General features: G+C 44.6%; 27 protein-coding genes. 7 read left to right on the top strand and 20 right to left on the bottom strand.

The genetic code is table 11. The features are described from left to right. The 4 genes from D8792_RS10165 to D8792_RS10150 all read right to left on the bottom strand — a co-directional run. Positions 1-576: ABC transporter ATP-binding protein (locus tag D8792_RS10165; protein WP_142999393.1), on the bottom strand; the 576-nt coding region annotated here is incomplete at its 3' end. An 83-nt stretch (positions 577-659) separates the two neighbouring features. After that, on the bottom strand, positions 660-1,418 hold the full coding sequence (locus tag D8792_RS10160) for a TraX family protein (protein ID WP_125373921.1): 759 nt from the start codon (positions 1,416-1,418) through the stop codon (positions 660-662). A gap of 111 nt (positions 1,419-1,529) precedes the next feature. Continuing rightward, the gene (locus D8792_RS10155; protein WP_125373920.1) at positions 1,530-2,510 is read right to left on the bottom strand and encodes a sensor histidine kinase; all 981 of its coding nucleotides are present in this window, start codon (positions 2,508-2,510) and stop codon (positions 1,530-1,532) included. Continuing rightward, on the bottom strand, positions 2,494-3,180 hold the full coding sequence (locus tag D8792_RS10150; RefSeq protein WP_037615348.1) for a response regulator transcription factor: 687 nt from the start codon (positions 3,178-3,180) through the stop codon (positions 2,494-2,496). The genes D8792_RS10155 and D8792_RS10150 overlap by 17 nt, the downstream gene beginning before the upstream one ends. A gap of 205 nt (positions 3,181-3,385) precedes the next feature. Here D8792_RS10150 and D8792_RS10145 point away from each other — a divergent pair, with 205 nt between their 5' ends. The 3 genes from D8792_RS10145 (at position 3,386) to D8792_RS10135 (ending at position 7,398) form a co-directional block, all read left to right on the top strand. Next, on the top strand, positions 3,386-4,645 hold the full coding sequence (locus D8792_RS10145; RefSeq protein ID WP_125373919.1) for an NRAMP family divalent metal transporter: 1,260 nt from the start codon (positions 3,386-3,388) through the stop codon (positions 4,643-4,645). 119 nt (positions 4,646-4,764) lie between these two features. After that, positions 4,765-5,970 carry a DUF2974 domain-containing protein gene (locus tag D8792_RS10140; RefSeq protein WP_125373918.1) on the top strand — a complete coding sequence of 402 codons (1,206 nt, stop codon included), beginning with the start codon at positions 4,765-4,767 and terminating at the stop codon, positions 5,968-5,970. 231 nt (positions 5,971-6,201) lie between these two features. Beyond that, complete coding sequence (locus D8792_RS10135; RefSeq protein WP_125373917.1) at positions 6,202-7,398, top strand: ferredoxin reductase family protein; 1,197 nt, start codon at positions 6,202-6,204, stop codon at positions 7,396-7,398. Positions 7,399-7,769: 371 nt separating this feature from the next. Here the strand turns inward: D8792_RS10135 and metG are convergent, their stop codons facing one another. Next, positions 7,770-9,767: a methionine--tRNA ligase gene (metG, locus tag D8792_RS10130; RefSeq protein ID WP_125373916.1), complete on the bottom strand. Its 1,998-nt coding sequence runs from the start codon at positions 9,765-9,767 to the stop codon at positions 7,770-7,772. 190 nt (positions 9,768-9,957) lie between these two features. On the opposite strand from metG, the gene D8792_RS10125 reads away from it, so the two are divergent. Further along, a complete protein-coding gene (locus tag D8792_RS10125; protein WP_125373915.1) occupies positions 9,958-10,785 on the top strand; it encodes an exodeoxyribonuclease III in 828 nt (275 codons plus the stop codon). Between the two features lie 11 nt (positions 10,786-10,796). After that, complete coding sequence (locus tag D8792_RS10120) at positions 10,797-11,183, top strand: bleomycin resistance protein (RefSeq protein ID WP_125373914.1); 387 nt, start codon at positions 10,797-10,799, stop codon at positions 11,181-11,183. Between the two features lie 348 nt (positions 11,184-11,531). Here the strand turns inward: D8792_RS10120 and D8792_RS10110 are convergent, their stop codons facing one another. The 10 genes from D8792_RS10110 to D8792_RS10065 all read right to left on the bottom strand — a co-directional run bounded on the left by D8792_RS10110 (position 11,532) and on the right by D8792_RS10065 (position 18,095). After that, a complete protein-coding gene (locus tag D8792_RS10110; protein WP_125373913.1) occupies positions 11,532-12,626 on the bottom strand; it encodes a nucleotidyltransferase in 1,095 nt (364 codons plus the stop codon). A 1-nt stretch (position 12,627) separates the two neighbouring features. Beyond that, positions 12,628-13,362 carry a class I SAM-dependent DNA methyltransferase gene (locus tag D8792_RS10105; protein WP_125373912.1) on the bottom strand — a complete coding sequence of 245 codons (735 nt, stop codon included), beginning with the start codon at positions 13,360-13,362 and terminating at the stop codon, positions 12,628-12,630. 75 nt (positions 13,363-13,437) lie between these two features. Further along, the gene (gene rsfS, locus D8792_RS10100) at positions 13,438-13,803 is read right to left on the bottom strand and encodes a ribosome silencing factor (protein ID WP_125373911.1); all 366 of its coding nucleotides are present in this window, start codon (positions 13,801-13,803) and stop codon (positions 13,438-13,440) included. Between the two features lie 9 nt (positions 13,804-13,812). Next, positions 13,813-14,415 (bottom strand): bis(5'-nucleosyl)-tetraphosphatase (symmetrical) YqeK, encoded by a 603-nt coding sequence (gene yqeK, locus D8792_RS10095; RefSeq protein WP_125373910.1) that lies wholly within the window; start codon positions 14,413-14,415, stop codon positions 13,813-13,815. Next, positions 14,412-15,044: a nicotinate-nucleotide adenylyltransferase gene (locus D8792_RS10090; protein ID WP_125373909.1), complete on the bottom strand. Its 633-nt coding sequence runs from the start codon at positions 15,042-15,044 to the stop codon at positions 14,412-14,414. Before D8792_RS10090 ends, yqeK begins: the two co-directional genes overlap by 4 nt. 28 nt (positions 15,045-15,072) lie before the next feature. After that, a complete protein-coding gene (yhbY, locus tag D8792_RS10085; protein ID WP_045498677.1) occupies positions 15,073-15,384 on the bottom strand; it encodes a ribosome assembly RNA-binding protein YhbY in 312 nt (103 codons plus the stop codon). A 48-nt stretch (positions 15,385-15,432) separates the two neighbouring features. After that, the gene (locus D8792_RS10080) at positions 15,433-15,816 is read right to left on the bottom strand and encodes an MGMT family protein (RefSeq protein WP_005590997.1); all 384 of its coding nucleotides are present in this window, start codon (positions 15,814-15,816) and stop codon (positions 15,433-15,435) included. 14 nt (positions 15,817-15,830) lie between these two features. Continuing rightward, positions 15,831-16,937: a ribosome biogenesis GTPase YqeH gene (gene yqeH / locus D8792_RS10075; RefSeq protein WP_125373908.1), complete on the bottom strand. Its 1,107-nt coding sequence runs from the start codon at positions 16,935-16,937 to the stop codon at positions 15,831-15,833. Positions 16,938-16,939: 2 nt separating this feature from the next. Beyond that, positions 16,940-17,467: a YqeG family HAD IIIA-type phosphatase gene (locus D8792_RS10070; protein ID WP_185758443.1), complete on the bottom strand. Its 528-nt coding sequence runs from the start codon at positions 17,465-17,467 to the stop codon at positions 16,940-16,942. A gap of 184 nt (positions 17,468-17,651) precedes the next feature. Beyond that, complete coding sequence (locus tag D8792_RS10065; RefSeq protein WP_260470292.1) at positions 17,652-18,095, bottom strand: hypothetical protein; 444 nt, start codon at positions 18,093-18,095, stop codon at positions 17,652-17,654. Between the two features lie 411 nt (positions 18,096-18,506). Here D8792_RS10065 and D8792_RS10060 point away from each other — a divergent pair, with 411 nt between their 5' ends. Next, complete coding sequence (locus D8792_RS10060; RefSeq protein ID WP_125373906.1) at positions 18,507-19,133, top strand: TVP38/TMEM64 family protein; 627 nt, start codon at positions 18,507-18,509, stop codon at positions 19,131-19,133. 203 nt (positions 19,134-19,336) lie between these two features. Here the strand turns inward: D8792_RS10060 and lytR are convergent, their stop codons facing one another. The 5 genes from lytR to D8792_RS10025 all read right to left on the bottom strand — a co-directional run bounded on the left by lytR (position 19,337) and on the right by D8792_RS10025 (position 23,913). After that, positions 19,337-20,566, bottom strand: coding sequence for a glycopolymer--peptidoglycan transferase LytR (gene lytR / locus D8792_RS10050; RefSeq protein ID WP_125373905.1), 1,230 nt, complete (start codon positions 20,564-20,566; stop codon positions 19,337-19,339). 6 nt (positions 20,567-20,572) lie between these two features. Beyond that, complete coding sequence (locus tag D8792_RS10045) at positions 20,573-21,094, bottom strand: GNAT family N-acetyltransferase (protein WP_125373904.1); 522 nt, start codon at positions 21,092-21,094, stop codon at positions 20,573-20,575. Next, positions 21,087-21,527 carry a tRNA (adenosine(37)-N6)-threonylcarbamoyltransferase complex ATPase subunit type 1 TsaE gene (tsaE, locus tag D8792_RS10040; protein WP_125373903.1) on the bottom strand — a complete coding sequence of 147 codons (441 nt, stop codon included), beginning with the start codon at positions 21,525-21,527 and terminating at the stop codon, positions 21,087-21,089. Before tsaE ends, D8792_RS10045 begins: the two co-directional genes overlap by 8 nt. 197 nt (positions 21,528-21,724) lie before the next feature. After that, positions 21,725-23,146 (bottom strand): NCS2 family permease, encoded by a 1,422-nt coding sequence (locus D8792_RS10030; RefSeq protein ID WP_125373902.1) that lies wholly within the window; start codon positions 23,144-23,146, stop codon positions 21,725-21,727. Positions 23,147-23,310: 164 nt separating this feature from the next. Further along, on the bottom strand, positions 23,311-23,913 hold the full coding sequence (locus tag D8792_RS10025) for a DUF1361 domain-containing protein (protein WP_125373901.1): 603 nt from the start codon (positions 23,911-23,913) through the stop codon (positions 23,311-23,313). Positions 23,914-24,077: 164 nt separating this feature from the next. Here D8792_RS10025 and D8792_RS10020 point away from each other — a divergent pair, with 164 nt between their 5' ends. Next, a complete protein-coding gene (locus D8792_RS10020; RefSeq protein WP_125373900.1) occupies positions 24,078-24,890 on the top strand; it encodes a Cof-type HAD-IIB family hydrolase in 813 nt (270 codons plus the stop codon). The last annotated feature ends 118 nt before the right edge of the window (positions 24,891-25,008 follow it).

Raw genomic sequence — 25,008 nt, 5'->3', positions numbered from 1 at the left:
ATTGATATCGTCAAAGACATCCAAGAGAGCTGCCGAGGACTTAGAGTCCAAGGCTCCTGTCGGCTCATCTGCCAGCAAAATCTCAGGCTCGGTGATAATGGCGCGGGCAACTGCCACCCGTTGCTTCTGACCACCAGAAATTTCATAAGGAAACTTTTCTTGCAGCTTGTTAATTCCCAGCTCGTTGCAGGTTGTAACCAGCTTTTGCATCATCTCGGTAATAGGACGGCGAGAGAGCACTAGTGGCAGCAGGATATTATCCTTAACCGACAGGGTATCTAGCAGATTGAAATCTTGAAAGACAAAGCCCAATTTCTCCCGGCGGAAGCTGGAAGCTTGGCTGTTTTTGATGGTTGCCGTATCAGTTCCATTGAGAAAGACGCGGCCCTCAGTCGGCTTGTCCAGCATGGCTAGGATATTGAGCAGGGTGGACTTCCCAGAGCCTGACTCCCCCATGATGGCGACATATTCGCCTTTCTCCACTGTAAAGTGAATGTCCTTCAGCGCCTCCACTTGGCTGCCCTGAAAGCGGGTTTTATAAATCTTTTTCACGTGTTGTACATCTAATAAGGTCATTATGATCTCCTTTTCTATAATTCCATTTTAATACAGAAACAGCTTTATTTCCATATTTTACTAATTTTTAAATGCCAATATTTTTATCTCTGCACCAGATAAGCAATCAGTGCGATGACCCAGAGATGGGCTGGGTAAAAGACATAGAAGAAATATTTGCCCCACTTACCATTATAGCCTCTCTCGCCATTGTAGAGATGGAGGAAGGGCAAGACGGTAATAAAGGCCCAGTCTGAATTGTAGAGCATCATCGAAAGGGTCGCTCCCATGGTTGGGTAGATTTCAATGCTTAGGCAAAAGAGCAGAAAAGCCAAGACCATGTAAGAAAGAGTTCTGAGAGCAGGCTGATTGCGGAAGATATAGCTAATCAGCATCAAAGGAATAATGGTCATGCCGCCTTCTGTCAAAAAAACTCCTGCCAAACCAATTAAGACTGCCGCTCCAATCCGCAAATAGCGTTTCTCATCCATAATCTCTTCACTATTTTTGGAGAGACCAAATACAAGATTGAGCACCAGAACGCCACAGGCTAAGCTGAGAAAGATATTATTCTCAAGATGAATCCCTTTGCTATGAAAGAGCATGGTCAAGATGGTATTGCCCAGCTGCATAATAGCCGCCCAGATAAACAAGCGCGCATTGTAGGCCAAGCGGTTGCGCGTATGCAGAAAGCCTTCTACTGCGCTAAAAGCAAACCAAGCGGCTACACAGCGGGTCAGCAGGTGAAAAATCCCGTCCCAGCCCGTCGGCAAAAGCCCTGGAATCTTACCAATATGATCAAAAACCATTAAAAAGGCCATGAAAAGCTTGAGTTGGAAAGCATTTAATCCTCTTGTTTTCATTTCATATCTCCTTGTCTTCTTTATACATCTATCTTACAAAAAAAGAAAGGTCGGTACCATAACCTAACCTTTCAATTTCACTGGCCAACCTTACAAATTTGTAAGAATGCCTTATTCAAATATCATCTTCTTCTCTGAAAAGCTAATCATGACAGTTGTTCCCTGTCCAACCTGCGAAGCGATGCTAATCTGATGTCCCAGCTCATCTGCGATTTTCTTGGACAGATAAAGTCCCAAGCCAGACGATTGCTGGGTCAAACGACCATTATAGCCCGAAAAGCCTCGCTCGAAAACCCGCAGCAAATCCGCATCTTGAATGCCCAAACCGCTGTCTTTGATATAAAGCGTATCCTCCTGAAAATAAATTTCAATCCCGCCTTGGCTGGTGTATTTCAGACTATTTGACAGCACTTGCTCCAAAATAACGACAAACCACTTTTTATCTGTGATGATGGTTCGATCCAGATCATGCAGATTGAGGCTCAAGCCCTTTTGGATAAAGAAAATAGCATACTTCTTGACAATCTCCTTGACCAAGTCTTCAACATTTTCCTTTTTCAAGATCAAATCCTCGTGGAAACTCTCCAGACGAAGATACTGCAAGACGATATTGACATAGGACTCGATCTTGAAGAGCTCTTGCTCCAGCTGGTTCTTGACCTTCTTGTCCTCAATCTCTCCGACCAGCAATGAACTAGCTGCAATAGGCGTCTTAATCTGATGAGCCCAGAGCGTATAATAGTCCATCAGGTCATTTAACTTCTCCCTCTCCTCAATCGCACGGTTCTTCTTGTCCATTTCCAAAAGAGCCAGTTTCTCAAAAAGGAGAGCCTCTAAGGCTGTCTGAGGCCGACCCGAGGCATAAAAGAGCTGGTTACGATATTCCTTATAGGCACTAGCTAGATCCATTCCCAAGAAAAAGCTAGCGAGGAGAAAGGCTAAGAGCAACTGATACTCTAGCAGACTGCGCCCATCCTCGAAAATAAAGGCAAACATCCCCATAATTGAAAATACAATCAGTAAGAGCAACAAGATGAAGCGACGGGAGTACAGATGATGCTTCAAAAAGAAAAATTTATCCTGCATGTCCATTGGTTAAACCGTACCCTATCCCTTTTTTCGTCTCAATGAAATGCTTCAGACCGTGCTCCTCCAACTTCTTGCGCAGGCGGGCAACATTGACGGACAAGGTATTGTCATCAATAAAGAAATCGCTGTTCCAGAGCTCCTTCATCAAGTCATCACGCGCCACGATGCTACCGGAATGCTCAAAGAGCACCCGCAAAATCTGAAATTCATTCTTGGTCAGCGTTACAAGCTCGCCCTCATAAACCAAATCCATGGATTTAAGATTTAAAATCACGCCCTGATATTCCAAAAGACTTTGATCCGTCCCAAACTCATACGAACGCCGCAGCAAGCCTTGAACTTTTGCCAGAAAGACATTATTATCAAAGGGCTTGGTCACATAGTCATCTGCGCCCATATTGATGGCCATGACAATATCCATAGACTGGTCACGCGAAGACAGAAACATAATCGGCACCGTCGAAATCTTCCGAATTTCCTGGCACCAATGGTAGCCGTTAAAGAGAGGCAGACCAATATCCATCAGCACCAGCTGAGGCTCCTCCTTGACAAAGGTTGTCAAAACCTGCATAAAATCTTCAATCGCCACAACCTGATAGCCCCACTGTTCCAGCATTTTTTTGATCATTTGACGGATGACCGCATCATCCTCGACCAGTAAAATCTTGTGCATTCCATTTCCTCACTCATTTTTCTTACTGCTATTATATCAAATTCTCCCTTAAATCACAGAGACTTTTTTGATCTGAGATTCATCTTATTTTCAGAAAGTTTCAAGAAATCCTTCAAGGAGTATTGACAAAAATAGAGTAAAAAGATAAAATAACACTACATTCAGAATTGTCTGAAAATTCATTTTTTATAATAAGGAGATTATTATGCTAGAACAAACTCAGACATCTACCTGGCAGTCAAAACTGAAAGCCCTCGGTCCTGGGATCCTCATGGCCTCTGCTGCTGTTGGTGGCTCTCACATTGTTTCCTCTGCTCAAGCAGGCGCCAAGTATGGCTGGGCTTTGATGGGACTGGTCATCTTGGCCAACCTCTTCAAATATCCCTTCTTTCGCTTCGGTGCTGAGTACACCTTGGAAACTGGCCACAGCTTGGTTGAAGGCTATGCTCAAAAAGGAAAAATCTACTTGGGCATCTTCTTCGTTTTAAATGTCTTCTCCGCTTTGGTCAATACAGCAGGAGTCGGAATTCTCTGTGCTGCTATCATCGCCAGCGCCTTTCCAAATGCCCTTGGACTCAGCATTACTCAATGGTCTCTGATCCTCATCATCCTGATCTGGGCAATGCTACTCTTTGGTGGCTACAAGTTCCTCGACGGCCTTGCCAAATGGATCATGTCCGCTCTAACCTTTGCAACCGTTATTGCGGTCATCGTTGCCATTATCAAGCATCCTGAGTACGGAGCAGACTTCGTTGAAAAGACACCTTGGCAGATGGCTGCCTTGCCTTTCATCGTTTCTCTAATGGGCTGGATGCCAGCTCCAATCGAGATTTCAGCAATCAACTCCCTCTGGACAGCTGAAAAAGGAAAATCTGTCAATATCTCTGTCACAGACGGTCTCTTTGACTTTAACGTTGGCTATATCGGTACGGCTATTCTGGCCATCTTCTTCGTCGCTATGGGCGCTCTTATCCAGTATCCAACTGGCCAAGCAGTTCAGGATGCTGGGGCTGCCTACATCCAGCAATTCGTTGGGATGTACGCATCCGTTCTTGGCGACTGGTCACGGATTCTGATTACTTTCATCGCCTTTCTCTGTATCTTCGGTACGGTTATTACCGTTATCGATGGCTATTCCCGTGTAAATGCTGAATCTCTACGCCTTCTTCTCAATGAAGAGAAGACTTCTCAAAAAACTCTGCATATCTGGATGACCGCTACAGCTATTATCGGTGGCGTTATCATCTACTTCTTCCAAGGTAGTGTGGCTCTCATGCTTCGTTTTGCCATGATTGCTTCCTTCCTGACTACTCCATTTTTTGCCCTTCTAAACTATCTCCTCGTTACAAGCGAGAATAAACATCTGAGCAAATGGCTAAAAGGTCTTTCCATCCTTGGTTTGATCTTCCTCTTTGGCTTCGCCTTATTCTTTATCTACGCCATCCTCATCGGTAAGGCTTACTAGATCAAAAGAGCTGGAAATTCTGAAGGATATCTTCAGGTTTCCGCTCTTTTCTTTTTTCCTTTCTGACAACCTGCCCCACTTATGCTATACTGGAAGAAGATAGAATATTGGAGATAAATATGGGAATAATTTTTGATTACCTAGACCAAGTAGCTTACGACAGTATCTACGACACCCCCTTTAATGAACTGGATATGCTGATGCTGACGGAGATAACTTATCTGCCTTTTGACCAGATTGTGTCTGACCAGATGTCCCCTGATTGTACTTGCCGCTTGTTTGAAGCTGCTGAAAAAATGCCTCAAGATTTATCCATGTTGGTAACTAAAAATCGTCTGAAACTTTTAGAAAAGGTAGCCAGCTCCACCCGCTTCAAAAATATCAAGCTCATGGGCTATGTCAATGACATTGATCCTGATGTTCAAAAGCAATTTGCAGCTATGATTTTCAAAATCAAGCCTGAGACCTATGTCCTGACCTTCCGCGGAACCGATGATTCCATTATCGGCTGGAAAGAGGACTTCCACATGACCTATATGGATCAGGTACCAGCTCAAAAAACGGCGGTCAATTATCTGCGAAAAGCCATGGATGCTCTGCCTGGCCAGTTCATCCTGACTGGTCACTCAAAGGGCGGAAATCTAGCCTCCTACGCCGCTAGTCAGATTGAGCTAGAATATCAAGAGCGGATTCAGAGCATTTACAGCTATGATGCCCCTGGACTGAATCACTCGGTCATCACCAGTCAAGGCTACCAAACTATTTCAAACAAGATAAAGCGATACATTCCGCAGGGCTCTATCGTCGGAATGATGCTCGAAACACCCAAGCAGGCTCAAATTGTCAAAAGTACAGCTTTCGGCGGTCTGGCTCAGCACGATACCTTCACTTGGCAGATCAGTGGCCAGACTTTTGTCCTACTGGACAACCTCAATCCAGACAGCCTTCAAGTAGATAAAACTCTGAAAAATTGGGTGGATAGCGTTTCTGATGAGGAATTAAAAGACTTTTTCGATCTCTTTTTCGGCCTCATCCTGGATGCCGGCATTAGCTCCATCAATGACCTCACCAAGCTGGAAAATTTCAACAAAATCTTAGCTGTTTTTGAAAATGCCAATGCTCTCACAGACCAGGAGCGGGAAATGCTGACACGCCTGGCCAAACTACTGGTAGACATGCGCTACCAATCTTGGAAAGAAGACATAAATCTGCTGAAGCCTAGCAAACTTGTTCAAGAAGTCAAGGAAAATCTATCCGAATTCACTAAGAATCTTTCTTTCACAAGTAATGAGCCTGTTCAAACAGATGAACCCAATGAGCAATAAGCTATAAATACAGCACTTGACAACTCTCTAATATAAAAGAAAAACACTCCTGCCACAATCTAGAAAACTAGACTCAGGAGCGTTTTTTATGGCTAATAAGTGAATTCTCTAAAGTTGGAAGCAACTTGTAGCATGATTACAACTCAGTCTTGACAGCTTGTTTTTCCTTTGTTAGAATGTAATGAATTCATTTACAACTAAGTAGTGATAAAAATCAGAAAGGAGAACATCATGAAATCTATCAAAGGAATCGCCCTTATCGCTGTCAGCATAATCCTGACCATCTATGCTTGGGCATCAGCTGGGATGACCAACTTTATCGTACCCGGTCTGGCCTTAACTACCCTTTCGCTGACCTTTTTACTTGCGACTCGGAACGCCCTATTGGAAAAATGGTTCAATGGCATCGAAAAGATGTACGCCTATCATAAGTTTACAGCTATCTTTTCCGTCGTCCTGCTCGCTCTCCACAACGTTGCCATGGGTGGCAGTCTCTGGGGCTCTCATCTAGCAGGCCAGCTTGGTAATGTCGGTATCTATCTCTTTGTCAGTATTGTTCTGGTGGCCTATCTTGGCAAGCACATCAAATATGAGGCTTGGCGCTGGATTCACCGCCTTGTCTATTTGGCCTATATCTTTGGTCTCTTCCACGCTTATATGCTGATGGGCGGTCGACTCCTAACACCTACCGTGCTAGGCTTCGTAGTCGGATTATACGCTATCATCGGTTTAGCTTCTGGCTTTTACATCATCTTCCTCTACCAAAGTTTGGCCTTTCGCCATCTGGGGAAAATCCTGCAAGTCAAGCGACTGAACCACGATACTGTGGAGTTGAAGATCCAGCTCAGTCAAAAGCTAGACTACCAGTATGGACAGTTTGCCTTTATCAAGATTTTCCAAGAGGGATTTGAAAAAGCGCCGCATCCTTTCTCTATCTCTGGTGGCCATGACAGTATCGTCTACTTTACTATCAAGAACTCTGGTGACCACACTAAGAAACTGTATGACAAAATCCAAGAGGGAACCAAGGTCACCATTGACCGGGCTTATGGCCACATGATTCTTGACCAGGGGCAGGAAAAGCAGATTTGGATTGCTGGTGGAATTGGTATTACACCCTTCATCTCCTATATCCGCGAAAATCCTAATCTGAATCGTCCAGTCAGCTTCTACTATGCTTATACTGGAGCTGAAAATGCTGTTTACCTAGACCTACTCAAAGACTACGCAGCCAAGAATCCACTGTTTGACCTTCATTTGGTTGATAGTAAAGTCTCCGGCTACTTGGACTTCAAGAATTATCCTCTGGACAACCAAACTACTGTCTTCATGTGCGGACCTGTCAAGATGATGGATAAACTAGCCAACGAATTTAAAAAGACCAATCCTAAAGCAGATCTGGTCTATGAAGGTTTTAAGTTTAAATAAGAATTGGCATATCTTAGAACAATTATACAACACCGCCTCCTTATCCTCATTGCCATCAAATCGCTAGCCTAAACGATCTAGGAACTTCTAAATAAGCTAGATGAAAAGCAACTCAGTGAAGAATCTTCTTTTCTAATCTTATTACAGCAAAAGAGTTTGGGACAAAAAGATTTCAATTTTTAAAAATCTTAATTATTAAGCCCTTCAAATCTATAATTAAATGCGAAAAGCGAACAAAGTGGAATTCTGATTACCAGAAAACTAGTTTTGTTCGCTTTTTATATTTGAGGTCGGACTTTTGTCCCAGCCTCTTTTCATTAAATAAGATAGACAACAATATTAGCAATTAAAAGCATAAGCTACAAATGTCTCTACCCAATCAGACTTCCATTTGGGACTTTCTCGTCCACGGTAAGGAGAGTCAGTTGGTCGCCGTGCTCGGCTGATAGAATCATACCTTGGCTGATGCGGCTCATCATTTTGCGCGGTTTGAGGTTGGCTACGATTTGGACTTTCTTACCGACCAATTCTTGCTCATTTGGATAGTATTTAGCAATACCAGAGAGGATTTGGCGGTCCTCACCGTCTCCTGCATCCAAGCGGAACTGAAGAAGCTTGTCAGAACCTTCAACCTTAGACACCTCTTTGACTTCTGCGACACGGATTTCTACCTTATCAAAGTCGTCAAACTTGATTTCCTTGCGGTTAAGTTTGAGCTCGACTTCTTCTGGATTCCATTCTTTTTCAACATCAGGTTTGTTGCCTTCCATTTGTCCCTTGATATAGGCAATTTCTTCTTCCATATCCAGACGTGGGAAGATTGGTGTTCCTTTTTCTACAACTGTCAGGCCTGCTGGGAGCTGGTCAATTGCTAGGTTTTCCAGCGAAGCTGCTTGAGGCAAGCCAAGTTGGCTGAGGACTGCCTTGCTGGTTTCCATCATGAAAGGCTCAATCATGTGTGCCACAACACGAAGGCTGGCTACCAAGTGGCTCATGACTGCTGCCAGTTCTTTGACCTTGGAATCATCCTTAGCCAGAACCCAAGGAGCGGTTTCATCGATATATTTATTGGTACGGGAGATGAGCGTCCAGACTGCTTCTAGGGCGCGTGGGTAGTCTACTGCATCCATGTGTTTGTAGTAGTCAGCAATAGATTGAGCTGCTACCTGAGCCAAAGCTCCATCAAAGTCTGTCACATTTTCTTCATAAGTTGGCACTTGACCATCAAAATACTTATTAATCATAGAAACCGTACGGTTGAGGAGGTTTCCGAGGTCATTGGCCAATTCATAGTTGATCCGACCTATATAGTCCTCAGGAGTGAAGGTTCCGTCTGAACCAACAGGAAGACTGCGCATGAGGTAATAACGCAATGCATCCAAACCATAGCGTTCTACCAGCATTTCGGGATAGACCACATTGCCCTTAGACTTGGACATCTTGCCATCCTTCATGACAAACCAGCCGTGAGCAATCAAGCGGTCGGGCAGCTTAATATCAAGCATCATAAGAAGGATTGGCCAGTAGATAGAGTGAAAACGCAGAATGTCCTTGCCCACCATGTGGAAGACTGTTCCATTCCAGAATTTATCGTAGTTAGCGTGATCATCCTGACCGTAGCCAAGAGCAGTCGCATAGTTAAGCAGGGCATCAATCCAGACATAAATTACGTGTTTAGGATTAGATGGCACTGGCACGCCCCAAGTAAAGGTCGTCCGAGAAACGGCCAAGTCTTCCAAGCCTGGCTCGATGAAGTTTTTCAACATTTCATTGAGACGACCGTCTGGCGTAATGAAGTCGGGCTGTGATTTGAAAAATTCTACCAAGCGGTCTTGGTACTTGCTGAGACGAAGGAAGTAAGACTCTTCTGATACCCATTCCACTTCGTGTCCAGATGGAGCGATACCGCCCGTCACATTTCCTGCTTCGTCACGGAAAACTTCTGCCAGCTGGCTTTCGGTGAAAAATTCCTCATCAGATACAGAATACCAACCTGAATATTCACCCAAGTAGATATCATCTTGGGCTAAGAGTCGTTCAAAGATATCCGCTACAACCTTTTCATGGTAGTCATCAGTTGTCCGAATAAATTTATCGTAAGAGATATCCAAGAGTTGCCAGAGTTCCTTGACCCCAACTGCCATACCATCGACATAAGCTTGAGGACTGATACCAGCTTCCTCAGCTTTTTGCTGGATTTTTTGACCGTGCTCATCAAGACCAGTCAGATAGAAAACATCATAGCCCATGAGGCGCTTATAGCGAGCCAAGACGTCACAGGCAATGGTCGTATAGGCAGACCCGATATGGAGCTTGCCAGACGGGTAGTAAATAGGTGTCGTAATATAAAACGGTTGTTTTGTAGTCATTTTTTAATCCTTTCAAGGCTAATGAAACCTTTTTTGATAACACTTCATTATATCATATTTCCAAGCAATTGAAAGAGGGGACTTCTCCATCCTCTAGCCTTTTTTATAGCCTTACAATCACTTTGCTATAAATCAACTCTATCTTTTGGTATAATAAACTCAGGAAATTTCTACTAGAAAAGGACATTTTATGAAACTCATCTCTTGGAACATTGACTCTCTAAACGCTGCCTTGACCAGTGATTCTGCACGCGCTCAGCTCTCTCAGGCTGTCCTTCAGACCTTGCAAGCAGAAAATGCGGATATCATCGCTATTCAGGAAACAAAGCTATCTGCTAAAGGCCCTACTAAAAAACACCTTGAAATTTTAGAAGAGCTCTTCCCAGGCTATGAAAACACTTGGCGTTCGTCTCAAGAGCCAGCTCGCAAGGGCTATGCTGGAACTATGTTCCTCTACAAAAAAGAGCTGACACCCATCGTGACCTTCCCAGAAATCGGCGCTCCGTCAACCATGGATGTCGAAGGCCGCATCATTACACTGGAGTTTGACGACTTCTTCATCACTCAGGTCTACACACCCAATGCTGGCGATGGTCTCAAACGCTTGGAAGAACGTCAGGTCTGGGATGTCAAATACGCCGAATACTTGGCATCACTGGATGAACAAAAACCAGTCCTCGCAACTGGTGATTACAATGTAGCCCACAAGGAAATCGACTTGGCCAATCCTGCCAGCAACCGCCGTTCACCAGGCTTTACCGATGAAGAACGTGCCGGCTTCACCAACCTGCTGGCTAAAGGCTTTACCGATACCTTCCGTCACTTGCACGGTGATATCCCTAACCAATACACTTGGTGGGCGCAACGCAGCAAGACTTCTAAAATCAACAACACAGGCTGGAGAATCGACTACTGGCTGACCAGCAACCGCGTGGCTGACAAGGTAACCAAGTCTGATATGATCGACTCTGGTGCACGCCAAGACCATACGCCGATTGTCATGGAAATTGAACTTTAAGGAGGAATCCAATGGACTATCAGCCTGTCATTCCCGAATTTGTGGTATCTGATCTCGAACAGTCGCGCCACTTCTACTGCGACTTACTGGGCTTCTCTGTCGAATACGAGCGTCCCGAAGAGAAGTTTCTCTTCCTCTCGCTTGAAGACTGTCAGCTCATGTTAGAAGAAGGCAGCGCCGAAGAATTAGCACAACTGACCTATCCTTTCGGACGCGGTGTCAATATTTCCTTTGGCATTGAGGATGTTCCTCAGCTCCACCAAAAACTGCTGGAAGCTGACTATCCCATCCATCGTCAACTGACAAAAAGAGAATTTCGCGTAGGGGATAGCTTTATCTACCCACATGAATTTGCGGTTTTGGATCCAGATGGATATTTCCTACGATTTAGTGAATAAGAAGAGTCTGGGACAAAAGTCCGACCTCAAATATAAAAAGCGAACAAAACTAGTTTTCTGGTAATCAGAATTCTGCTTTGTTCGCTTTTCGCATTTAATTATAGATTTGAAGGGCTTAATAATTAAGATTTTTAAAAATTGAAATCTTTTTGTCCCAACCTCCTCAATTGTCTTTGGATTGTCAAGCAAGACGCAGTGGTTGAGTGGGCTCTACTACGCTGATTCCATCAGCTTTTACAGCCCTACTCAACTGTGCGGAGGTGGGACGACGAAATCGAATTCTAACGAATTACCGATTTCTGTCCCACTCTCTATTTACAAGTAAATTTCTCAAATCTATCTATACTATCATAGAGTATTTTGTAGTGGAAAGCGTCCAAAATTCTGCTCCGTAAGTGCAGGATTGCCCAGCTGATAGACCTTGTCAGCCTGCTGGGTCGAACTATCCCATGGCTCCTTGCCGATTCGGCTGACCAGTTCAACCTTTCCCTTAAGCTTGGACAAATGCTGCCGCCCCTGCTCGGAAAAGCCTAAAATATGTATGCCATACGGAAGTTCTTCTTGTCTAGCTCCGACCAGGATATAGGTCAGCAGACGCCGAACCCGAGCTTTGGTATAGCGCTTAGTTGCCACCTGCTCAACTAGCTCTTCTATGGTCTCACTGCTTTTCAAGGCCTCTCTAATCCTAACGGCCAACTCCTGATTGACCTGATAAAAGTCTGTCAAATCCGAACAAGTCACTATCTGGTAACGGAGATAAGGAAAGAGGTCCGACCAAGTCACCTTGGGTGCCATCTTAATCAGCTCATGAGATGGAGTGAATTTTTTCAGAAAATCCGGCTGATCCAGATTCTGGCGAAGGGCCGTTGCTGAGGCAAATTCCTGATCAGCTGATAATGAATGATAACCAGCCCCCTGACGTTGAATCGGGCACAACTTTATCGCCTTTCCCGCCACAGCCTTGGCATAGGCCAAGCCCAAGATATGATTGGGAGTGGAGCCTGAGAAATTGAGCCCTGCAAACTCCTGCCACATAGCCTGAGTCTTCTGAGGATAAGATAGGGAATCAGGCAAGCCAGCCAGATAAGCCTCCATCTGCTCTGCCTTTTCACCATAGACCTTGGAAATACTCTCATAATCCAGCACTTCCTCGGTCCCAAAAATCAGCTGTTCGATACCCAGCCTCTCTAAGATGTCTACTGCCCCCTTAGCGAAAAAATCTGCCGCCTGAACGCTGACCAAGAAAGGCAGCTCAAGGACCAAATCCGCTCCAGCTTCCAAAGCCATCTGTGCCCGAGTCCACTTATCCACGATAGCCGGCTCCCCTCGCTGAACAAAATTGCCACTCATGGCGATGATTTTCAGACCAGAAGCTTTATCCAGCAGATATTTGTGCCCATTATGAAAAGGATTAAACTCTGCGATAATACCGGTGACTGTCATCTCATTTCTCCGCCACAAAGAACCAGCGAGCGCTCTTGTCAGTCGGCTCCTTGTCCTCAAAGTCCGCGTAAACCTTGACGTTCTTAAAGCCAGCCTGCTCCAGCAAGATATCATAGGTCAAAATCTCATAGGTTCGCTCCTCATGCACCTCGTCATGGCGCGTGAAACGCCCATCCTCCTCTTGGACAAAGAAGGTCAGCTCATGCACGATGGAATGAGGCGGTTCATCCGCATAAGAATCCCATACCATGGCAAATTTTTCAGCATTTTCATGATAAGAATAGCCCGGAAAAACCTCGTCAATCTGGTAAATCGAGTGTACGTCAAAGATAAAGCGACCGCCCTCATTTAGATGCTGGTAAACTTCTGCGAAGACCTGACCAACATCCACTTCGTCCTCCATATAGCAAATCGAGTCTGAGTAACAAGTCACCAAATCAAACTGGCCGATGCCACTCAAATCTAGCATATTGCCCTGAATAAAGGGGATGTCCAAACCAGCCTCTCTGCTGCGCTTCTCTGCCAAATCCAGCATTTCCTGACTCAGATCCAACCCCGTCACATCAAAACCAGCCTGCTTAAAACAAATGGACTGGATGCCCGTACCACAGGCCAGCTCCAGCAGCTTTTTCTTATCCTTGGGAAAATGACGCAGGCTGAACTCCGTCCACTTCTCATACAAAGAATCATCCATAATCGCATCGTAAACCGATGCAAAGGTTTCATAAGTTGCCATACTTTTCCTTTCAAAAATGGCCCAGCCAGCAGGCTGACTGAGCCGAATTCTGCTTTCTTGCCTAAGGGCAAAAAATCACTTGTTTTTTTCTCCCAATAAGGCCGCAACATCCACACCTGTTGCTTCGTGCCACAATTTTTCCAGATTGTAATGGGCTCTCATTTCCTCAGAAAAGACATGGACAACGATGCCACCCAAGTCTAGAAGCACCCAGCCGCCAGCTGCGTCACCCTCAACATGGCCAGCAGAAACACCAGCCGCTGCAGCTTTCTCGCGGATATTTTCAGCCACCGCATCCAGCTGACGGCTGTTCATAGAGCTGACGATGACAAAGTAGTCTGTCACAGTAGTCAGACCTTGCAAGTCCAAAGCCACAATATCTTCTGCACGCTTCTCATCGGCCGCCTTCACAACCAGTTCCAATAATTCTTGTTCTTTCATAGTTCCTCTTTAATTTTCTTTTATTTCCTTCAAATATCCTACAAAGGCATTATAGGTCTCCAAGGTCTGCGGGTAGATAGGGATTCCCTTTTGAGCCAAATGCTCCACCGTCCTTGCTGTTTCATAGGCCACAGCTTGATTGAGCGACTGCAGGGCCAATTCTCTGGCCTTGTCCACTCCTGGAAAGTCTCGGTTATGCTCAATGTAGTCAGCGACATAGACCACCTTGTCCAGCTCAGACATGATGCTACTGCCCACTGTATGGATTTCAATGGCCCGCAGGATCTCAGCATCTTCGATGCCTAAATCTTCCTGAATCTTGTAAATGCCCACCATGCCATGCCAGACATTGTTGCCCCAGTTTTTCAGGTCAGGGTCCAGCTGGTATTTGTCAATCAAGGCCAGAAATTCCTCATCCGAGACCTTTTTAGCATAGTCGTGTAGAAGCCCTGCCAGACCCGCTTTTTCGACATCAAGACCGAAGCGCTCCGCTAATTCACGGGCAGCCTTTTCCACACCTAGACAATGCCGCAGGCGCTTCTCGGGCATGACTGTTTCCATCTGAGCCAGCAAGGCCTCACGACTCATGCTGATATAGCTTTCATAGGTCATAGGTAAAGCCCTTCTTTCTCAATGTAGTCTAGAACTGGCTGAGGCAGAAGGAAATTGGGAGTCCGTCTCTGAGCCAGAAAATCCCGCACCATGCTGGAGGAGATATCCATGAGGGGTACATCCACCCAGATGACAGGGTAAGAAGTCCCTGCCTTGTAGCGCGGCCGCTGAACACCGACAAACTGCACCAGCTCAACCAGCTCATCAATCCGGTACCACTTAGGCAGGTAGTCCACCATATCCGCACCGATGATAAAGTAATAGTCCGTATCTGGATGTTGCTCTGTCAGGAGCTTCATGGTGTCGTAGGTGTAGGAAATTCCCTTGCGCTCCAGCTCAATGGTTTCAATCCCTAGGCCTTCAATACCCTCGATAGCCAGCTCCAGCATTTTCAGTCGATGCTTCTCATCGATGGTCTCTTTCTTATCCACATGGGGCGGCTCGTACTCTGGCATGAGCAGGACTTGATCCAAGCCCAACTGTTGGCGGACCTGATCCGCCACGACCAAATGAGCATGGTGGACAGGGTTGAAATTCCCACCTAAAATACCAATCTGCTTGCGTTTTTTATCTTTAACTTCTGGTTCTAATTCCACCTTGGTAAAGGGGGTCAGTAATTCAATAGCCATAGGCTGATATCTCCACAGAAATTTTTTCTTAAATTTGCTTGACTTTAACAGAGAGTTTGCGATTTTCCTTCTTGCTGGACTGCTTGAAGAGAATCAAGATCCGGCCGATCTTCTGCACCGTATCCACTCCGATTTCTTCTTCCAAAATCTCAGCAACTTCATGGATATTCTCATCTGTATTCTGCAAGAGCGTAACCTTGATCAGTTCTCGCGCATCCAGCGCCTGACGAATGCTGGTTTTAATCTGGTCATTGAGTCCGTTTTTGCCAATCTGAACGATGGGCTTGAGTGAGTGGGCCTGACTGTTGAGAAAGGCCCTTTGTTTACTTGTTAATGCCATAGTTTTCCTTATTCTTTTAAAAATAGCAGAGCTTATACTCAAAGAGTATTAGTCTTGCCCGCACATGAGATTTCTTTCCAAATCAAATGAATACCGTTTCTTTTGAAAATCTTGGACATAGTACCTCATCTTTGTTTTCCCTTTTTGAATAATGCTATGTCCTTCCGCTTCCAGCAGCCCTCTTTGTACTTCAAGGCCTCCAGGATACTTCGCATTGACTTCCCCGCCTGACTTGAGCACTCGCCAATAGGGGATTTTGGCATCTTCCTCAGACCAAGCGACAATCAAAGCAGCAATACCTGAAAAAAATGGAGCACTATTATCCTGTCCAAAGTGAGTACGCAAATCAGCCAAGGTAACCACTTTGCCGTATGGTATTTGCTGAATAGCTTCCACATATTTTTCTGGTGTGATAAAAGTTGACTGGGTCATACATCCTACCTTTCTTAGATAATCGCCTTGCGCAAGACCACGTCCACTCCTTTTGGAGCCCAAGCCGCAACCTTGGCTCTGTCATTGACGCGAATCCAGCCCAGACCAGAGAAGACGATATCCGTCTTGTCCTTGATGGTAAATTCATGCTTGACCAAGGCTGGAAATTCTTCCTTTTCCTTGCCAACTGGTGGCACCAAGAGACTGCCGACATGTTTGTCATAAAAATCGCTAGCGCCTTGCAACTTAGTACGGTGGAGCTTAAGCTCATTGTCAAAATAAGCCGTGAAGCCCTGCTTGTCACCTGCTACAAAGTCAAAGCGACCCAAACCACCCAAAAAGAGGGTTTGCTCTGGATTGAGCTGGTAGGTTTTGGGTTTGATTTCCTTTTTGGGGCTGACATATTTGAGATTCTTAGCAGAAAGATAGTGAGCCATCTGGTGACGATGGATAATGCCCGGTGTATCATAGATATGACTGCCATCTGCCAAAGGAATCTCGATTTTATCAAGAGTCGTACCTGGGAAGCGAGAAGTCGTAATAATATCCTTATCGCCTGTGATTTCCTGAATGATGGCATTAATCAAAGTAGACTTGCCGACATTGGTCACACCGACCACATACACATCACGTCCCTTGCGGCAATGCTCAATCTTGTCAATCAAGTCCTTGATGGCCTGCTTGTTTTGAGCAGAGGTCAGAATGACATCAACTGGACGCAGACCTTCTTCGTGAGCCCGCTCTGTCAGCCATTGGGTCACCTTGCTGTCCTTGACTGACTTAGGCAGAATGTCCTTTTTATTCCCGACCAAGAGAACATCATTTCCTGCGACAAAGCGAGGCAGGCCAGGGATGACCGAGCCATTAAAGTCGAAAATATCGACAACATTGACGACCAAGGCGTCGCTATCTCCAACCTCATGCAGAAGCCGCAGAAAGTCATCATCCGTCAGCTGGACGTCGCTGATTTCATTATAATGGCGCAGGCGGAAACAGCGCTGGCAATAGAGTTCGCCTGTCTCCAAGCCTTTTTCTAGAGCTGACTGGGGCGTGTAGCCTAGCTGGCTCTTGTCTTCTGTCTGAATAGTGGCTCCGCAGCCGATACAGAGAAGTTCTTCCATGCTTAAATTCCTTTTTTGTATTGAATTGGACCGTATTTTTCAGTGATTCTCTTGAGCACACGGCGTTCACGCGCCCGATTGATCTGAGTCTTGATAGAGTCGTGCTCGACCAGCGGTTTGACCAAAATCGAACGAATTCCGGCCCGATGAGCAGCCCGAATATCCGTCATGAGCTGGTCGCCCACCATGACCACTTCGTTTTTTTCAAAATGAAAAAGCTTGAGTGCTCGGTCAATTCCCCAAGTGAAGGGCTTCATCGCCCAGTAGACATAGTCAATTTCAAACTTTTCAACAGCCCGCTTGACCCGTTTTTGGTTATTATTGGACACCACGATAATCCGAATACCCGCGTTCCGCAAATCATGGAGCCACTTCTTCATCTCTGGGGTCCCATCAGGATTATTCCAAGCAATCAGGGTATTATCCAAATCCACCAAAACAGCTTTGATGCCCTGTCTTTTCAAACTCTCTACTGTCAAATCGTAAACCGCCTCGACCGCAAAGTCCGGCATGTAATCTTCAATCGCCACATCTCTCTCCAAAAATCGTATTCGCACTATTATAGCATAAAATAGGCTTTTTGGCACCTATAACCCCATTTCTTCCAAGAGCCATTGGGAGATTCTCCCTTCTCTATTCTCCAAGCAAATGAAAACAGCTCCCCAAGCGGGAAGCTTTATTTTAAATGGGACAAAGATCATACTCATAAGACCACTATCTATTTTTTTCGCTCTCTAACTTTTTTTCATAAAATTTTTGAAGTTTATAAATAATACCGGCAGCACCCTCTGCTTCATCTTTTTTTATGTGAAGAACCTTAGAAAATTTCTGAAGATCCTTTTCTTCATCACCAGGGGCAATACGAATGTCAACAGATTGCCATTCACCATCTTTCTCTTCGTAGCCTACTAAAGCAACTAAAAACTGTTTCCCCTCTATATGGCTACGTGTAAAGAAATCCGCTGTATCACTAAAAAGACCATCGTGATATTGAGGATTAGCTTCTGCAAACAGTATAACATCTGCTTTCTTAAGTTCTCCATCAACACTAGATAAGGGTTGCTCATCTTCAATCTGTAAGCTCATTTCTACTGGAAATAACCAAAAGAATGTGCTATACCTTGAATCTGGACTCATAATTTTGTCATAGCTATTCACAAACTCTGCGACTCCTCCCAAAAGGAACAAGGAGAAATAACTAACTATAAATAGTAAAGTACATTTTTTTCGAAATATACGTAACAGATTAAGGAAGAAATAATTAAAAATAATACAAAGAAAATAATTGTATGAGGGTGGAAAAATGTCCTTATGAGATTCTCATATGCAATCTCCCACAATTTTTGATGATATAAGTTTAGAAATTCTTCCACTATAACTCTCCTAACTCTTAGAATTTTTAGTGCAAGCACAATCGCTCTCCCTGATTTTTGAATGCTCATAGATTATTGCTAACCAGTCATACCATTATATCATCTTTTATACTTTTTAGCACCTACAGCTTCAAAGCTTACAAAAATGGCAAAAGATGCTATAGTAGATATAAGAATAATTCTCTTGGAGGTGCCTATGGCAAGCAAGGATCGAGAAATGAAAGCTGTTTCTCCCTTTTTGCAAAAAATCATCAACTGGTCGTCCATCATCGGAGCTGTGGGGACAGTGGCCTTTTGCATCTGGGCCTACTATGCAGGGATTCTCCAGTCCAAGGAAACCTTGTCTGCCTTTATCAGACAAGCAGGCATCTGGGGACCACCTCTGTTTATCTTCCTACAAATCTTGCAGACTGTCGTGCCCATTATCCCTGGCGCCTTGACCTCTGTTGCAGGCATCTTTATCTACGGGCATATCGTCGGCACCATCTACAACTATATCGGCATCGTCATCGGCTGCGCCATCATTTTCTATCTGGCTCGCACCTACGGACCAGCCTTTGTCCAGTCCGTCGTCAGCAAGCGGACCTATGACAAGTATGTGGGCTGGCTGGATGAGGGCAATCGCTTTGAGCGTTTCTTTATCTTTATGATGATTTGGCCTATCAGTCCCGCTGATTTCCTCTGTATGCTGGCCGCCCTGACCAAGATGACCTTTAAAAAGTACATGCTGATTATCGTGCTCTGCAAACCCATCACCCTCATCATCTACACTTACGGACTGACCTATATTATTGATTTCTTCTGGAAATTACTAACAAAATAAAATTCAAAAACATTAAAAATCGAGAGTGGGACAGAAATCGGTAATTCGTTAGAATTCGATTTCGTCGTCCCACCTCCGCACAGTTGAGTAGGGCTGTAAAAGCTGATAAAATTAGCGTAGTAGAGCCCACTCAACCACTGCATCTTGCTCGACAATCCAAAGACAATTGAGAGGCTAGGACTTTTGTCCCAGCCTCGATTTGTTTATTCTGAAGATGCTGATGTTGTGGGGTGATCGGCAGATGATGCTGACGGTGTCGGAGCCGGCGTAGATGCAGGCGCAGAGCTTGCTGGCGGTTCACTGCTAGCGCTCGGCTCAGGAGGAGCTGGAGTAGAATTACTGTAATTAGCACTTCCATAATTACTCTCCGTCGGTGGGCTGTAAACCGGCTCATCATGCTGATAAGTTGTTGAAGAGCTAGAATTAGACGCACGTAGACTTCTGCCTCCCATCAAATCTTCATACAGTACGGCATTGGTTTTCAAACTCTTGACCGTGGACAAGCCCAAGCTTTTCCGAATCAAATTTTGCATTTCCAGTAAATGCTCAGACGTAACCAGCTGGTAGCTACCCCCATCAGCCAAGGTCGCATCTTCTCCACGCAATTGTTCAGACTGAATGCTTCTAAAGGCATCTTTGTAACCTAATAACTGAGGAATACTTCTCGAATCCAGCGCTACATTGGTCTGCATATTCTTGCTGACTGCTCGCAAAATAGCTTGATAATGACTGATACTATTAAGACTGAGCACCTTCTCAACGACCTTTCGGATCACCTCACGCTGACGTTTCTGACGACCGTAGTCACCCTCTGGATCCTGGTAACGCATGCGGGCATAGACCAAAGCTTGGTCTCCGTTGATCAAATGCTTACCTGGCTCGACAGTTGCAGTGTATTCTGGTTCATTTTCTTCGATGGAAATCGGAAAATCAAAAGTATTGTTGACCTCAATACCGCCAACTGCGTCCACCAGCTGAACCAGTCCTTGCATATTGATCATCATATAACGGTCAATATGGATATTCATCATTTTCTCAATGGTCGCGATGGCTAATTCTGCGCCGCCATAAGCATAGGCTGCGTTTAGCTTGGCTTCTGTCGTTTCGCCATTTTCATCGATTTGAGTCAAAATATCCCGCTCCAGACTCATCATAACCGTCTTTTTTGTCTGAGGATTGACGGATAGGAGGAGCATGGAGTCACTATTTCCCTTCCAAGTATCAGACCGCGAGCCACTCCCTGTATCGACCCCCATCAACAAGATTGTCAGGGGTTTGGTTTCGGCAATCACGTTCGTTTCATTCCCAAAACCTTTGTAGGTACGGGACAAGGCATCCGTTGACTGATTGTAAATGGTCCAAGCATAGCCTCCCACTCCAATGGCCGTTACAAGGAACAGACTCAAAAACATTCGTACAATTTTTTTTAACATATTTCATCAATCTATCAGTTTTCCCATCAGGTAAACATCTAGAAATATCCCTTCTCTTAAATAGGCCCCTCTTTTTTGCAGGCCTTCGATTTCAAATCCTAATTCTTTATAGAGATGAACAGCTCGTTCATTTCTGACCTGAACAGTCAACTCCAAACGGCGGAGACTGCTCCCATTTTCTGCCCAATCCACAGCCTCTTCTAACATAATACGACCGAGGCCTTGATTCCAAAAGGCTTGTTTGACAACGATAAAGACTTGCCCAATGTGGCGAATCCGCTCATGAAAATCCGCTGTGATACTGACAATCCCAGCGATTTCATTATCAAGCAAGGCCAAAAGATAAAGCTGATTATCTGACTCAGCTTGACGCTGAATGAACTGAGCCATCTGCTCTTCATCCATCAAAATCCCATCCTCATCCAAGGTCATGTAGTCTGACTCGGCTCCGACTTGATTTAAAAAGCGAATCAAGTCAGCAGCATCTGCCTTCTCTGCCTCCCGTAAGGCCAATTCAAACTCAGCCATGCAGCAATTCCTCCAGCAGTTCCTGAGAACGACGCCCTTGACTTTCAAAGACTAGCTCGCGGCCATCTTCTTTCTTTAGAAGGGTCAGCTTCAGATAATCATCTGGTAAACTATCACCTAGCAATTCTCCCCACTCAATGACCGTAACTCCCTCACCAAAGAGAAAATCATCCAAGTCAATCGAGTCTGGATCTTCACCAATCCGATAGACATCTAAGTGATAAAGCGGCAAACGTCCTTCATACTCGCGAACAACGGTATAGGTCGGACTTTTGATCATCTGCTTGATGCCCAGACCTTGGGCCAAGCCCTTGGTAAAGGTCGTCTTACCCGCACCCAAGTCTCCTGTCAAAACCAAAACATCTTGCTCCTGAAGCAAGCTGCCAAGACGCTGACCCCAGTTGATTAATTCTTCCTCATTATGACTAAACATTCTTTTATTATACCAGAAGATTTGCGTTTGCGCTCAATTTTCTAATAGAGAGAGCAAAATGTTTGAAAAAAATTAGATGAGCTTTTGAAATCTTCTAATCAAAGCAGGTTACTCGCTTTTATTTAGAAGTAAACTAGGACTTTTCCTAAATTTTTCCTGCAAAAAAGAAGCTGGAAGATTCCAACTTCTTAGTGTTCTTAAGATAAAGCTAGGCTGATAAAGTTAAGGATGAAGAGTAGATTTAAGATCCAAATCATTGGATGCACATCCTTAGCTTGACCTTTGATGACTTTCACAAGAGCATACATGATAAATCCTGCTGCAATCCCGTTTGTGATGCTGTAAGTGAAGCCCATGAAGATAGAGGTGAAGAAAGCTGGAACAGCTTCTGCCATATCATCCCACTGGATATTTTTCAGACTGCCAAGCATCATGATCCCTACGACAATCAAAATTGGCGCAGTTGCTGCTGTTGGAACGATGGCCAACAGCGGGCTAAAGAAGCTAGATACCGCAAAGCAGAGCGCTACAACCAAGGCTGTCAAACCAGTCCGTCCGCCAGCTCCGATACCAGCTGCAGACTCTACATAAGTAGTAACGTTGGATGTTCCGGCGATTGCACCGATAGTCGTACCGATCAAGTCTGAGTACAGAGCCTTGTCCAAACCTTCTGACTCATGATTTTCACCAGAGCTTGCGACGATCCCCACTTTTTCACCAGTTCCGATCAAGGTACCGATAGTATCAAAAATATCCGTCAGAGAGAAGGCTAGGATGGCCATAAATGTCTGAGGCAGGCGTGCCGTATCAGCAAAGAGAGCTCCCAAGCCTTCTGGACCAACCGCAACCCCGAACACTTGTCCAAGTTCTTTCAGAGCTGTTGACAGATTGTGCTGACCGAAGTCAATCGCAGATAGGTTTACCAAGCCAACAGCAATCGCTACGACTGTTGTTGTAAAGATAGACAAGATAATGCCGCCTTTGATGCCCTTGATTACAAAGAAAACTGTAATCGCTAGACCAAGTAAAGCGAGTAAAACTGCTGGATTATTAAAATCAACTAATCCCGGAGTTGCAGCTGAGTTTGCTGTAATAGCAGCTTTGGCTTGGTCAGCTCCTTTACCAGCTACTACATAGTTGCCTGGATCGATTGAAAACTTCAAAAGTCCAGCATTTTTAATCCCTACATAAGCTAGAAAGACACCGATACCTGCTGAAATAGCTGAACGAAGTGCTGATGGAATAGACTCAATAATAGCCTTCCGAATCTTGGTCAGGGTAATGAAGAGCGAGATCAGACCACAGATGAAGACCATACCCAGAGCCTCTTGCCAAGTATAGCCCAGACTAAAGACAACCGTGAAAGTAAAGAAAGCATTAAGCCCCATACCCGGCGCTTGTGCGTAAGGGAGGTTGGCATAAAAGGCCATCATGAGTGTTCCCGCAACGGAACCGATGATCGTAGCCAGAAAGACACCTTGAGCTGGCATACCCGTTTGCGACAGCATGGCTGGATTGACAAAGAGGATATAGCTCATAGCAAAGAAAGTTGTTAACCCAGCGAGAACTTCCGTACGAACATCCGTACCGTGCTCTTTGAGTTTAAATAATCTATCCATTATAGATAATCTCCTAAATTGTTTTATGGCAACTGTATAAAAGAGAACTCCTGATTTTCTTTAAAACAGTGCTGCTTATTCGTTATTTACGAACAATACTATGATTATACTCAAAAACATTCACTTTTTCAAGTCCATTGCTCCAAAAAATACTTTATAGTGTCTTATTTTTTATTTTCTCTGCTTAAAAAGAGCAAAGTCATGATTTGGATAAAGGTAAATCCAAGGATAAATACCAGACGATCCTTTTGAAAGGTTTCCAGTAGCTTTTGGACAACTAGCTGTGGCCGCGTCACCAAATCCCAAGAATTGAGGCGGTCATAACGGCCGATATAAATTGCTAGACTCGACAGATAAGACAACCCTGCAACCACAAGCATATCCAACCACCAAGTCCACTTCCAGCGCTCACGCAAAATATTCCAGCTTTCAATCCCACAGTAAACGCCAAATAGAATGCTCGGCACGAAAGCCATAAATAGACGCAGGCTGACAGGGTTCCACAGGGTATCTCCCACCCAAGTCATGTGCACCAAGTCTGTCAGCATATAAAAAGTATTAGGATAAAAGGCCAGCCAAACTAGCAGCAAGAGCGGATAAAGCCACTTCTGCTTCTTAAACATCGTCGTCAAGATGGCAGCATCATAGGCAATCAAGGCCAAAATCATATTCCAAATCAGGTCTGGCCCCTGAGCCGTAATCCCCTGAATATATACAACAAATGCAATTAGTAGGAAAAAAATATGAATTAAAATTGGTTTACGCATACAAGATCCTCCCCTTTACTTTAACTCTCTTCGCTCATAGACTATCAGCAGACATCTTTCGTCTTAGCTATTGAGGAAACATTATACCACAACTTGTGGCATTTATTCTTAATTCTGTTATAATAGACTTTACGATACTTAGCGAGACTGTATGAGGAAAAAGAATGACAAAAAAAGTGATTGCTGTAGATTTGGATGGAACCTTGCTCAATTCTGAGAGTAAGATTTCTGATTTTACCAAAGAAACCATCAAAAAAATATCGGCTAAAGGACACAAGGTCATCATCACCACTGGCCGCCCTTACCGTATGGCTCTGGACTTCTATAAGGAATTAAAGCTGAATACCCCCATGATAAACTTCAACGGATCTTTGACCCATATTCCTGAGAAAAAGTGGGAATTTGAGCAATCCTTGACCGTAGACAAGTCTTTCTTGCTGGATATGGTCCAAAGAAAAGAAGAAATCGAAGCCGATTTTATCGCTGGTGAATACCGTAAGAAATTCTACATCACCAATACAAACGAAGAAATTGCAGATCCCAAGCTCTTTGGCATTGATAATTTTAAGCCAGAAAATCAATTTCAGGCCCAGCTGGTCACTAAAAATCCAAATGCTATCTTGCTGCAAACCCATGCCACAGACAAATACGCTCTGGCTGAAGAGATGAATGCCTTTTACCAGCATGAACTCTCCATCAATACCTGGGGCGGTCCTCTCAATATCCTTGAGTGCGGCCCTAAAGGTGTTAACAAAGCCTTCGCCCTCCAGTACCTGCTCAATATCCTCAATGTCGATCGCAAGGACCTGATTGCTTTTGGTGACGAGCACAATGATACCGAAATGCTGGAATTTGCGGGAACAGGCTATGCCATGAAAAACGCCAGTGAAACCCTGCTGCCTTATGCTGACCAACAGCTTGAACTCACTAATGACCAAGACGGTGTAGCTCACAAGCTAACTGAGCTCTACTTATAGAAATCAAAACAAATCAAACAAACACAATTTGAACCGCACCTCAACTGCCAGACTCTTTCTGTCTAACTGTTGAGATGCGGTTCATTTTTTAAGGCAGATTTTTCTACTAGACCAAAGA

Source organism: Streptococcus cristatus (assembly GCF_003943505.1).
Taxonomy (GTDB): domain Bacteria; phylum Bacillota; class Bacilli; order Lactobacillales; family Streptococcaceae; genus Streptococcus; species Streptococcus cristatus_E.
Note: the sequence above shows the minus strand (reverse complement) of the source record. Positions and strands in the feature narration are given on the sequence as shown.

What these genes read in the sequence shown, in the direction of transcription:
- D8792_RS10160 (WP_125373921.1), bottom strand. Translation starts at nt 1,418, where the DNA reads ATGAAAACAAGAGGATTAAATGCTTTCCAACTCAAGCTTTTCATGGCC.
- D8792_RS10155 (WP_125373920.1), bottom strand. Translation starts at nt 2,510, where the DNA reads ATGGACATGCAGGATAAATTTTTCTTTTTGAAGCATCATCTGTACTCC.
- D8792_RS10150 (WP_037615348.1), bottom strand. Translation starts at nt 3,180, where the DNA reads ATGCACAAGATTTTACTGGTCGAGGATGATGCGGTCATCCGTCAAATG.
- D8792_RS10145 (WP_125373919.1), top strand. Translation starts at nt 3,386, where the DNA reads ATGCTAGAACAAACTCAGACATCTACCTGGCAGTCAAAACTGAAAGCC.
- D8792_RS10140 (WP_125373918.1), top strand. Translation starts at nt 4,765, where the DNA reads ATGGGAATAATTTTTGATTACCTAGACCAAGTAGCTTACGACAGTATC.
- D8792_RS10135 (WP_125373917.1), top strand. Translation starts at nt 6,202, where the DNA reads ATGAAATCTATCAAAGGAATCGCCCTTATCGCTGTCAGCATAATCCTG.
- metG (WP_125373916.1), bottom strand. Translation starts at nt 9,767, where the DNA reads ATGACTACAAAACAACCGTTTTATATTACGACACCTATTTACTACCCG.
- D8792_RS10125 (WP_125373915.1), top strand. Translation starts at nt 9,958, where the DNA reads ATGAAACTCATCTCTTGGAACATTGACTCTCTAAACGCTGCCTTGACC.
- D8792_RS10120 (WP_125373914.1), top strand. Translation starts at nt 10,797, where the DNA reads ATGGACTATCAGCCTGTCATTCCCGAATTTGTGGTATCTGATCTCGAA.
- D8792_RS10110 (WP_125373913.1), bottom strand. Translation starts at nt 12,626, where the DNA reads ATGACAGTCACCGGTATTATCGCAGAGTTTAATCCTTTTCATAATGGG.
- D8792_RS10105 (WP_125373912.1), bottom strand. Translation starts at nt 13,362, where the DNA reads ATGGCAACTTATGAAACCTTTGCATCGGTTTACGATGCGATTATGGAT.
- rsfS (WP_125373911.1), bottom strand. Translation starts at nt 13,803, where the DNA reads ATGAAAGAACAAGAATTATTGGAACTGGTTGTGAAGGCGGCCGATGAG.
- yqeK (WP_125373910.1), bottom strand. Translation starts at nt 14,415, where the DNA reads ATGACCTATGAAAGCTATATCAGCATGAGTCGTGAGGCCTTGCTGGCT.
- D8792_RS10090 (WP_125373909.1), bottom strand. Translation starts at nt 15,044, where the DNA reads ATGGCTATTGAATTACTGACCCCCTTTACCAAGGTGGAATTAGAACCA.
- yhbY (WP_045498677.1), bottom strand. Translation starts at nt 15,384, where the DNA reads ATGGCATTAACAAGTAAACAAAGGGCCTTTCTCAACAGTCAGGCCCAC.
- D8792_RS10080 (WP_005590997.1), bottom strand. Translation starts at nt 15,816, where the DNA reads ATGACCCAGTCAACTTTTATCACACCAGAAAAATATGTGGAAGCTATT.
- yqeH (WP_125373908.1), bottom strand. Translation starts at nt 16,937, where the DNA reads ATGGAAGAACTTCTCTGTATCGGCTGCGGAGCCACTATTCAGACAGAA.
- D8792_RS10060 (WP_125373906.1), top strand. Translation starts at nt 18,507, where the DNA reads ATGGCAAGCAAGGATCGAGAAATGAAAGCTGTTTCTCCCTTTTTGCAA.
- lytR (WP_125373905.1), bottom strand. Translation starts at nt 20,566, where the DNA reads ATGTTAAAAAAAATTGTACGAATGTTTTTGAGTCTGTTCCTTGTAACG.
- D8792_RS10045 (WP_125373904.1), bottom strand. Translation starts at nt 21,094, where the DNA reads ATGGCTGAGTTTGAATTGGCCTTACGGGAGGCAGAGAAGGCAGATGCT.
- tsaE (WP_125373903.1), bottom strand. Translation starts at nt 21,527, where the DNA reads ATGTTTAGTCATAATGAGGAAGAATTAATCAACTGGGGTCAGCGTCTT.
- D8792_RS10030 (WP_125373902.1), bottom strand. Translation starts at nt 23,146, where the DNA reads ATGGATAGATTATTTAAACTCAAAGAGCACGGTACGGATGTTCGTACG.
- D8792_RS10025 (WP_125373901.1), bottom strand. Translation starts at nt 23,913, where the DNA reads ATGCGTAAACCAATTTTAATTCATATTTTTTTCCTACTAATTGCATTT.
- D8792_RS10020 (WP_125373900.1), top strand. Translation starts at nt 24,078, where the DNA reads ATGACAAAAAAAGTGATTGCTGTAGATTTGGATGGAACCTTGCTCAAT.